The 10,197-nt window shown below is 72.8% G+C and carries 9 protein-coding genes and 1 pseudogene; 6 read left to right on the top strand and 4 right to left on the bottom strand.

Annotation, left to right across the window (positions count from 1 at the left end; all coding sequences use genetic code 11):
- The 5 genes and pseudogenes from BH719_RS10165 to BH719_RS07245 all read left to right on the top strand — a co-directional run.
- Positions 1–398, top strand: a pseudogene (locus tag BH719_RS10165) (isopentenyl-diphosphate delta-isomerase); the annotation flags it as partial.
- Between the two features lie 123 nt (positions 399–521).
- A complete protein-coding gene (locus BH719_RS07260; protein WP_009744168.1) occupies positions 522–1,238 on the top strand; it encodes an ABC transporter ATP-binding protein in 717 nt (238 codons plus the stop codon).
- A gap of 16 nt (positions 1,239–1,254) precedes the next feature.
- Positions 1,255–3,795: an ABC transporter permease gene (locus tag BH719_RS07255; RefSeq protein ID WP_009744167.1), complete on the top strand. Its 2,541-nt coding sequence runs from the start codon at positions 1,255–1,257 to the stop codon at positions 3,793–3,795.
- Between the two features lie 242 nt (positions 3,796–4,037).
- A complete protein-coding gene (locus BH719_RS07250) occupies positions 4,038–4,787 on the top strand; it encodes a response regulator transcription factor (RefSeq protein ID WP_009744166.1) in 750 nt (249 codons plus the stop codon).
- On the top strand, positions 4,787–5,686 hold the full coding sequence (locus BH719_RS07245; protein WP_009744165.1) for a sensor histidine kinase: 900 nt from the start codon (positions 4,787–4,789) through the stop codon (positions 5,684–5,686). Before BH719_RS07250 ends, BH719_RS07245 begins: the two co-directional genes overlap by 1 nt.
- Positions 5,687–5,843: 157 nt before the next feature.
- On the opposite strand, the gene BH719_RS07240 is transcribed toward BH719_RS07245, so the two are convergent.
- From BH719_RS07240 to BH719_RS07225, 4 genes are all read right to left on the bottom strand, one after another.
- Positions 5,844–6,368 (bottom strand): OmpA family protein, encoded by a 525-nt coding sequence (locus tag BH719_RS07240; protein WP_009744164.1) that lies wholly within the window; start codon positions 6,366–6,368, stop codon positions 5,844–5,846.
- A 5-nt stretch (positions 6,369–6,373) separates the two neighbouring features.
- Positions 6,374–6,994, bottom strand: a complete 621-nt coding sequence (locus tag BH719_RS07235) for a hypothetical protein (RefSeq protein ID WP_245683274.1) — start codon at positions 6,992–6,994, stop codon at positions 6,374–6,376.
- Between the two features lie 191 nt (positions 6,995–7,185).
- The gene (locus BH719_RS07230; protein WP_050790666.1) at positions 7,186–8,067 is read right to left on the bottom strand and encodes a patatin-like phospholipase family protein; all 882 of its coding nucleotides are present in this window, start codon (positions 8,065–8,067) and stop codon (positions 7,186–7,188) included.
- A 184-nt stretch (positions 8,068–8,251) separates the two neighbouring features.
- Entirely contained in the window at positions 8,252–8,803 is a 552-nt protein-coding gene (locus tag BH719_RS07225; RefSeq protein WP_009744161.1) for a GtrA family protein, read from the bottom strand.
- Positions 8,804–8,977: 174 nt separating this feature from the next.
- On the opposite strand from BH719_RS07225, the gene BH719_RS10160 reads away from it, so the two are divergent.
- On the top strand, positions 8,978–10,197 hold a 1,220-nt coding region (locus tag BH719_RS10160), incomplete at its 3' end, for a S9 family peptidase (protein WP_009744160.1).

Raw genomic sequence — 10,197 nt, 5'->3', positions numbered from 1 at the left:
CCGACGGCGCGTCCGCGCAGGCCGCCACCCCCTCGGGCACTGGCGCCGGCGGGCGCCCCTGGCCCGCGGACCGCGTCCCCGCGCGCAAACCCGCAGTGGACCGCCCCAAGACGAAGGCCCTCGACTCCGGGTTCCTCATCGACCGGCAGACGGTCGACCTGTCCGACGTGGAGCAGATCGTCGACCAGGGCCAGACCGAGGCCGTCGCGTGGTTGGTGCGCGGCGCCCTGGAGCAGTTCGCCGGGCGCGCCTCCCTGCGCGACGTGCTGGCGCGCCTGGAGCGCCAGCTCAACTCGGAGGGCCTCGACACGATCACGAAGTTCGGCGCGCGGCCGGGTTTCGTCGCCCGGCCCCGCATGATCGACGTGGGCGCCGCCATCAACCGCTACCGCTGGTAGGGCCCGCGACCGCCCCGGCGCGCCACCGGGGGCCACCCCTCCGCGCGCCCAGGGTGCGATCAGGGTCTTTCCAGGGTGGACGCCCATAGACCCCGCCCCCGTCGGCCCGCCACCATAGTGGGTATGGAAAACAACATCGTCCACCTCGAGCACGTGTCCAAGATCTACGGCAGCGGAGACACGGAGGTCCGCGCACTCGACGACGTGACCGTCGACTTCGGCGAAGCCGAGTTCACGGCCATCATGGGGCCATCCGGCTCCGGCAAGTCCACCATGATGCACATCCTGTCCGGCCTGGACACGGCGACCTCGGGAGCGGTCTTCGTCGGCGGGCGCAACATCTCGATCCTGCGCGACACGGAGCTGACACGGCTGCGCCGCGACCGGATCGGCTTCATCTTCCAGTCCTTCAACCTGGTGCCCACGCTGGACGCCCGCGCCAACATCGTCCTGCCCATGCAGCTGGCCGGCCGCAAGCCCGACAAGGACTGGTTCGACCTGATCGTCACCTCCCTGGGGATCGAGGACCGCCTCGGCCACCGCCCCTCCGAGATGTCCGGCGGCCAGCAGCAGCGCGTCGCCGTCGCCCGCGCCCTCATGAGCCGCCCCACTGTCATCGTCGCCGACGAGCCCACCGGCAACCTCGACTCCCACTCCTCCGCCGAAGTCCTCGACCTGCTGCGCCGCGCGGTGGACGAACTGGAGCAGTCCGTCATCATGGTCACCCACGACACCGGGGCCGCCGAGCACGCCGACCGCGTCCTCGTCTGCCGCGACGGGCGCATCGTCGCCGACCTGCGCGGAGCCGACCAGTACGCCCTGGCCGACGCCCTGCGCTGACACCCAGGAGCCCGCAATGACCACGAACACCATGCTCGTGCGCGCCAACCTGCGCGCCCACGGCCGCCGCTTCGTCTCCACCGGCCTGGCCGTCGCCATCTCCACCGCTTTCATCGCGATCACCATGGTCGTCATGGGCGGCCTCGTCTCCCAGCTCGGAGCCGGGGTCACCGACAGGTACGCCAACGTCACCACCGTCGTCTCCTTCAACCCCAACCAGACCGGGGGGGCATCCCTGTCCGACCTCACCGACCAGGCGCGCACCAGGCTCCACGCCGTCCCCGGGGTGCGGGCCGTCGGCACCTACACCCAGTGGCCCGCCGAGGCCCAGGCGAACGGCGCCCGCGCCTTCTTCTTCGTCTCCCCCCTCATGGACGAGCCCCTGCGCAGGCCCGCCCTCGACTCGGGCGACTACCCCTCAGGGCCCGGCCAGATCCTCCTCCCCGACTCCACCGCCACGCTCCTGGGCGTCAAAGCGGGCGGCACCGTGACCGCCCGCCCCCAGTTCGACGGGATCCCCGCCCAGGACCTCACCGTCACCGGCGTCTACTCCGCCCCCTCGTCGAACTCGGGCATGCCCGCCGCTTACACGACCGAGGCGGGGTTCACCGCCCTCATGGGCTCCACGCCCTCGGGCACGCTCATGGTCGCCACGGACGAGGCGGGGGACGACAACGGGAACCCGCCGACCGCGGAGCAGGAGCGCTGGGCCTCCACCATCGGGAACTCCCTCAGCGGCCTCGACGGAGTCGATGTCACCACGGCGAAGGCGGCGATGGAATCCGACCTGGAACAGGCCCACCTCGGCGGCGCCGCCATGACCGCGATGCTCATGATCTTCCCCGCAGTGGCGGCCCTGGTCGCCTCGATCGTGGTCTCCTCGACCTTCCGGGTCGTCCTGCAGCAGCGCAGGCGCGAACTCGCGCTGCTGCGCACCCTGGGCGCCACCCGCACGCAGGTCCGCCGCCTCGTGACCCTGGAGGCGCTGGCCATCGGAGCCCTCTCCTCCCTGATCGGCACGGCAGCGGGCACGCTCCTCGGAGCGGGAGCCCTGACCGTCATGGACCCCCGCACCGGTTACGCCGGGGCCCTGGCGGCCACCGACTACATCCAGCTCGCCCTCGTGTGGGCGGCGGCCACCGTGTTCACTGCCGCCGTCGGCCTCTTCCCCGCGCTGTCCGCCTCGCGGGTGCCGCCGATCGCCGCGCTCGCGCCCGTCAACGAGGCGGGGGCCGGAGCGCGCAAGTCCCACACCGCGCGCCTCGTCATCGGCGCGCTGATCGCCGTGGGCGCCCTGGCGGGCGTTTGGGCGGCCTCGGGCACCGCCGACACCACCACCCGCTTCCTCGCCATGTTCGGCCTGTCCCTGCTGGCCTTCTTCGGCCTGATCCTGGCGTTCTCCGTGGTCCTACCGCCCCTGACGCGCCTGCTGGGGGCCGCGTGGCCGGGCATGCTCGCCCGCATGGCCCGCGAGAACACGATGCGCAACCCGGGGCGCACCTCGGCGACCGGCAGCGCCATCGTCATCGGCGTGGCCCTGGTGGTCACCATGATGGTCGGGGCCTCCTCCCTACGCGAGACGCTGACGACGGCGGTCGACGACGCGAGGCCCTTCGACCTGGGCGTCGCCTCCAACTCGGGCGGCCCCCTGGCACAGGACGTCGAGGCGAAGGTCGCCGCGACGAACGGCGTCGCCGCCACGGCCCCCGAGTACGCGGCAGACGGCACCGCTGCCCTCCCCGACGGCTCCCCCGCCCTCCCGTCGTCCTCGGCCCCGGGCTCCGCCAACGCCCAACTGGTCGGGCAACCCGACTACACGGCCGTGGCCCACTCCCACGTGGAGCAGCTGGACGACCAGACCGCCCGGGTCGGTGTCGCGGCCCTGGACGGGACTCGTCTCACCGTGTGCGGGTCGGCGGGCTCCTGCCTGTCCCTCACCGCCTCCTACAGCGACAAGGCCGACCCCGACCAGGTCATGGTCTCCGCCTCGAATCTGGCCGCGATCGCCCCCGACCGCTCCCTGGTGCTGGTCATCGCGAAACTCTCCGACGGCGCCGACGCGCAGGAGGTGCAGAGCGCCCTGCTCACGCTCGACCCGTCCCTGAGGGTGGACGGCAGCGCCCTGGAGCGCCAGACGTACATGCGGGTCATCGACCAGGTCCTCATGGCGGTCATCGCCCTGCTGGGGGTGTCCGTCATCGTCTCCCTGGTGGGCGTGGCCAACACCCTGTCCCTGTCCGTCGTCGAGCGCACGCGCGAGAACGGACTGCTGCGGGCACTGGGCCTGACCAAGCGCCAGATGAAGCGGCTGCTCGCGCTGGAGGCGCTGTGCCTGTCGGTGACGGGGGCGCTGGTCGGCCTGGGCATGGGCGTGCTCTTCGGGTGGCTGGGCGTGCTGTCCGTCCCCCTCGACGACGTCACCCCCGTCCTGGTGCTCCCGTGGGCGCAGATCGGCGCCGTCCTGGTCGTCGCGGTGCTCAGCGCCCTGGTGGCGTCGTGGCTGCCCGGAAGGCGGGCCGCCCGCGTGAGCCCCGCGGAGGCGCTCGCCACCGAGTAGCCGCCCGCGGCCGGACGGGCACGCCGGGCCGCGCGCTGGGGGACCGCCCCGGCGCGCGGCCCAGTCCGCTGCGGGCTCCCCGGATACGCGCGGGGCCCCGAATCCGGCAACAGACCGGGCTCCGGCCCGCAGCGGGCCTGCGTGGACAAGCACCGGGCGCGTCGCCTACCCTGAAAAACGGCGCGCCCGGCGGCCACCGTCGGCGCGCACCTGATCGGAACCGGAACCCGAGGAGAACAGCCGTGACAACGCGCACCGGGACGCCTTCCCCGGCGGAGCCCGCGGCGGGCGCGGCTGCCACCGTCCTGCTGGTCGACGACGAGGCGGCGATCATCGACGGCCTCGCGCCCTTCCTGCGCCGCTCGGGGTTCACAGTCCACACCGCCCGCGACGGCGAGGAGGGACTGGCCGCCCACAGCAGGCTCCACCCCGACATCGTCGTCTCCGACATCATGATGCCCCACATGGACGGGCGCGAGATGGTGCGCCGTATCCGTGCGGGCGGCACGTGGACCCCCGTCATCCTGCTCACGCAGATCGACACCTCCTTCGAGCGCTCGGCCGCGCTGGACGAGGGCGCCGACGACTACCTGTCCAAGCCCTTCGACCCCCAGGAGCTGGTCTCGCGCATCCGCGCCGTGCTGCGCCGCTGCCTGCGCACTCCGCGCCCCCTGTCGGCCGCCGAGCGCGTCACGAGCGGCGACCTGGTGCTCGACCGCCTCGCCAGGCGCGCCTTCCTGTCGGACGCGGAACTCGAGCTCACCCCGAAGGCGATGGGCCTCCTCGACTATCTGATGACGCACCCCGGCGAGCTCCACACCCGTGAGCGCCTGCTGTCAGTGCTGTGGGGGATCGACTTCGCCTCGTCCACGCGCGCGGTCGACCACCGGATCCGCGAGATCCGGGCAGCCCTGGGCGAGGATCCCGCCGATCCCGTGTTCATCGAGACGGTCCCCTCCGTGGGGTACCGCTTCATCGGGAGGGTCGGCTGATGACGCGCCGGATCCTGTGGTGCCTGGCGCCCGCCGCCGTCGCCTGCGCCTGCGCCCTGGCGTGGTGGCTGGCCGGCTCGCGGCTGGGCGTGTGGGCGTTCGTCCCCCTGCCCACCGTCCTGGCCTCCGTCGGCGTCCTCGTGTCGGCTGCGGCCCTGGCGGCGGCGCTCGTCTCCTCCGCTCTCTCACAGGCGCGCCTGGCCGGTGCCGCCGAGGCGGACGCGCGCCGCGACCTCGAGCACAGGCAGTTCCTGGCGCGCCTCGACCACGAGTTGAAGAACCCCCTGACGGCGATCCTGGCGGCCACCGCCCCCGGCGACGACGAGGCGTCCGCGCTGGTGGCGGCCCAGGCGCGGCGAATGGGCGTGCTCGTCACGGATCTGCGCAAACTGGCCGACCTGTCCTCCGCACCCCTGGAGCGCGAGCTGGTGGACTTGGAGGAGGCGGCGCGCGACGCCGTGGAGGCAGCGCGCTCCAGCGTGGGGGACGCGCGGAACTTCACCCTGGTCTTCCCGACCGCTCCGTGGCCGCTGCCCCGCGTCATCGGGGACGCGGACCTGCTGTACTCGGCCATCCAGAACGTCGTGTTCAACGCGGTGAAGTACTCCGGCGAGGGCGACAGCATCGAGGTGCGCGCCAGCCAGTCGGAGAACAGTGTGAGCATCGAGGTGGCCGACACGGGGATCGGGATCCCCGATGCGGAGCGCCAGAGTGTGTGGGCGGAGCTGGCGCGCGGGTCGAACGCGGCGGGGCGCTCCGGATCGGGGTTGGGCCTGCCGCTCGTGCGCCTCGTCATCGAGAGGCACGGCGGGCACGTGCGCCTCACATCGCGCCAGGGCGTGGGGACCAGCGTCGTCCTGACCCTGCCGCTGCCCGACGAGGCGGGCGCCGCGCGCTGAGCACCGTGCTGGCGAGCCGCTGCTCGTGCTGGGCACAGCGCAGCGCCCCCACCAGCGCGTGACTGGTGGGGGCGCGGTGATTCCGACCGGGTCGGTCCCCAGCGGTGCCGCTGGCAGGGGGCCGCCAGACCCGCCGTTGCGGGACCGGCGGTGCCCCTCACCGCTCTGCGCGGATCTCGACGCGCCGGTTCTGGGCGCGGCCCTCCTCCGTCTCGTTGTCGCCGATGGGCTCGGCCTCGCCCTTCCCGTCGGTCGTGAGCGACAGGCCCGGGACCTTGCCCGCCAGGTAGTCTCCCACGGCCTTGGCCCGGCGCTTGGACAGGTCGAGGTTGTGGGCGTCGTCGGCCACCGAGTCCGTGTGCCCCGTCACGGTGACCGTGGAGGGCTTGGCCTTGGACCACTCCGACGCCAGGGAGTCGAGGACCTCCTTCGCCCGAGCCGTGAGCTGGTCGGAGTCGACCTCGAAATTCACGTCCCCCGACAGGGTCGTGACCGTGGCGTTCTGCTGCTCGGCCATCGACACCGCACCGTCGACGGTGGCGACGGAGAAGACGACCTTGACCGGGTCGGGGAACTCGACCGTCGCTGCGTCCGCGGCCAGGGCGGGGCCGGCGCCGACAGCGGCCACGAGCACGAGGGCCGCGGCAGTGACGGCCCGCGCCCGCCTCCTCATCGTGGTCATGGCGCTCACTCCCTGGTCACCGGGACGCCCTCGAAGGGGGCGACGTTCGAGACTGACACGGTGACCGCATTGACCCCGTCGGGCAAGCCCTTGAAGGTCGTGAAAACGGTGCGGGATTCGCCGGAAGCCATAGCGGCAGAGTCGACCTCACTGCACATGCAGGATCCGTCCGCGCCCTTGCCTGGCGAGTACACGAGATTGTTCTGCACATCGGTAAGCTTCACCTTGTCGGCGAGCATGTCAGGGCCCCCAAAAGCGAGGTACCAGCCGTAGATTGTCGTCGCCCCTGTGTTGGCGAAGGTCACGGTCAGCGTCGTGACCCCGTCCTTGACCACCACGGAGTTCACGTCCACCCGGTAGGAGTCGCCGTCGATACTGCCCTCCCAGGTGCCCAGGACCTGGGAGGGGCGGGACTTGGAGGCGCCGGTCGCCTGGGAGGAAAGGCCCGACTGGGGCGATGCAGCGCCATTCGACGCCGAGGAGGCCGGGGCCGGGCCGGATGCGCTCCTGCCGTTGTCCCCCTCGGCGCCCAGGCCGATCCGGCAGGCGCTCATGGCGAACGCCAGGGGGAGCGCGGTCAGGGCGGCGAGCGCCCTGCGCGCCATTCCGCTCCGTTGTGCCTTCATGTCGATCATCCTCCGGTGTTGTCCCGTTGTGCTCACTCCGGCGCTCCGTGCGCCGATGTGTGAACTCTAACGGGGGCGTTTGACCATATGGTCGCAGCCGTGTCGCAATCCCGCGACACGGAGCACCGGGGCGGGACCGCGGCGGGAGCACCTGGAACGCGCGGCGCGATGCGGCGGACGCCGGGCGGGGCCTACAGGCCCAGGAACGCCTTGATCGCCGGCATCTCCCTGCGGATCTGCACCAGGCCAGCGCGGTAGGTGGCCTCCAGGCGCTCGCGGTGGGACTCCGTGTTCGTGATCCACAGGTTGTCGGGGCAGAACACGTAGGCGCGGCCCCGCTCCTCCAGGCCGAAGAGGCATCGGCGGCCCGTGTTGTAACGGGAGGCGCGCAGGGCGACCCCCTGGTGGACGCTGGGGAAACGGCGGTACGCCATGCGCAGCAGCGCGCTCACGCTGGGCGTGAGCGGGGGCTTGACGTAGTCGCGGGGGCGTGTGAGGACCACCAGCAGTTTGCGGTAGCCGTCGCGCAGGGGCGCGTCGAAGGGCAGCCCGCCGTTGGGGCCCAGCGCCCCGTCCACGTAGGTGTCCCCTTCGATGATGGTGGGGGGCATGAGGATCGGCAGGGTCGACGAGGCGCGGATCACCGGGCCCAGGGTGTCCAGGGTGGAGATCTCGTCCTTGGTGAACCACCGCACCTCCCCCCGCGAGGCGTTGAAGGCCGCGACGTTCGTGCGCGCGGGGTTGCGCAGGAAGGCCCCCAGGTTGAAGGGCATCGCGCCGTCGGGGTAGCAGATGCGCTCGTAGATGTACTCGGCGTTGAAGTAGCCCTGGCCCCGCCGGAAGTGGCCCACGCCCCCGAACTCGGGGTCGTCGACGAGGTCGACGAAGGTCGCGTGGGAGCGGGCGGCGTCCCTGGACACGAAGTTGCACAGGTGGGAGGCCCCCGCGGACACGCCGGACACGTGGGGGAAGTTGATGCCCTCGGCGATGAGCTCGCTCACCACCGCGGCCGTGTAGGCGTTGCGCATGCCGCCGCCCTCGAAGACGACCGCCGTGTCGTCGATGGTCGTCATCGTGGCGATCGAATCGGCGGGCGCGGGGCAGGGATCGCCAGTGGGGGCGGCCCCCTCGGGGCCGTGGGGCACAACGGACCGGTCGTCACTCATACTCCGAGCCTAGGGCCTGGCGCGCGGACGGGTGGAGGCGGATCGTCCGAATGAAGCGTCCCCCACATCGTGGCGGAGGGGATCGGCCCGCTCAGCGCTCCCCTGTGAACACGACGTAGTGGTAGAAGAAGAAGCGGAAGGCGGTGCCCAGGGCGAATCCCACGACGTAGACCGCGACGTTGTCCGCCAGCGCCGAGGCCAGCCCGAGGATGTGGTGCGTGAAGAGCAGGCAGAACTGGCTGATGCCGATCCCGCAGGCGTTGGCGAAGAAGAAGAGCAGGGCCTCGCGGGAGGCGCGGGCCCTGGTGCGCCCGCGGTAGGTCCACAGGCGGTTGGCGACCCACGCGTACAGGGTCGCGGTGGCGGCGGCGCAGAACTGCGCGGTGTTGGGGTGCCCGGCCAGGAGCCCCAGCGGCCCGTGCTGCAGCAGGTTGAACAGCCCCCAGTCGACCACGAAGGCCGTTGCCCCGACCATGCCGAACTGGATGAACTCGCGGATCCAGGCGACCAGTCGGCCTTTGAGGGAGGCGCGGGCAGGAGCGGGCGCCCCTGGGGACCGCCCCGCCCGGTCGGCCCCCCCGGTGGGGGCGGTGGAGTGCGGGATCGTGCTCCCGCGCCTGGGCGTTCCTTCAATCACGCCCATCAGGATAGCCTCAGCGGCCCGCAGGCCTCCACGGGAGGGGGCGCCGGGGCGGGGCGTCGGACCGGCCCCTCGTGCCCGCGTAAAAATCCGGCCCCCCACGAGTGACGACGCGCAGACGGGCGGTCCTGCGCCCGCGCCAGGAGCGCGAGGCCGCGGCGCCCCTATGATTGGGGCATGAGACCGCCCATCGCCCCCAAACGTTATGGCTTCCGCGTCCGGGACATCCACGGCCAGCGCTTCGACGACCCGTGGGACTGGCTGCGCGACGCCGACGACCCGGAGGTGATCGCGCTCCTGGAGGCCGAGAACGCCTGGGCGGACTCCGTCACCTCCGCGACGCGGCCCCTGGCCGAGGCGATCGTGGGCGAGGTCCGCGCCCACACCGCGCTCACCGACGCCTCCGTGCCCGTGCGCCGCGGAGACCACTGGTACTTCAGCCGCACCCACGAGGGCAGCGACTACGCGACGCACCACCGGGTGCCCGCCGACGCCTCGTCGGGCGCGCAGGCCCCTCCGATCCCGGAGCCGGGGCGCCCCCTGCCCGGCGAGCAGTTGCTCATCGACGAGAACCGGGAGGCCGCCGGGCACGAGTTCTTCCGCTTGGCGGACCTGGTCCCCAGCCCCGACGGGCGCCTCATCGCCTCGGCGCGCGACACCCGCGGGGACGAGCGGTACACGTGGGTCGTCCAGGACGCCCAGACGGGCGAGGTCGTGGACAGGGCCGTGGTGGGCGCGGGCTACGGCCTCGCCTGGTCGGCGGACTCGCGCTGGTTCGTCTACACGGGCCTGGACGAGGCGTGGCGCTCGTGCGAGGTGTGGGCGCACCGCGTGGGGACCGGCGCCCCGCAGGACCTCCTGCTGCTGGCCGAACCGGACGGCGCCTTCGACCTGGTCGTCGCCCCGTCGGGGTTCCCCGGGCACGTCGTCATCCACTCGGCCGCGTCGACGACCGGGGGCGCGTGGCTGTGGCTGCCCGACTGCCCCACGCGCCTGCCCATCCCACTGGTGGGGGCCGCCCCCGGCGCGCTGATCGGAGTCGAGTCCGCCGGGGACCACCTGCTCGTCGTCCACACCGCGACCAGTGCGGAGGGCGAGCTGGCGGCCGCGCCCCTGCCCCCGGACGGGGAGCTCGCCTCGTTGGCCCCCGAGGCGGGGCCTGGCCTTTCCCGCGCCGCACTGGGCGTGCGGGACCCCGGTTCCCAGCCCGGGGGCGCACCGGACCTGGAGCCCATCGCGCCCCCGTCGACGTGGGTGGCGCTGCGCAGTGCCGGACCCGGTGAGCGCATCGCGCACGTGGAGGCCCGCGCCTCGTTCCTGGCGCTCACGATGCGCTCGGGGTCGCTCACCCAGGTGGAGGTGCGCACGCGCCGGGCAGGGGCACCGCGCGCCGAGCG

It is taken from the genome of Pauljensenia hongkongensis, assembly GCF_001746855.1.
Taxonomy (GTDB): Bacteria; Actinomycetota; Actinomycetes; order Actinomycetales; family Actinomycetaceae; genus Pauljensenia; species Pauljensenia hongkongensis.
This window is presented reverse-complemented; position numbering and strand designations above follow the sequence as displayed.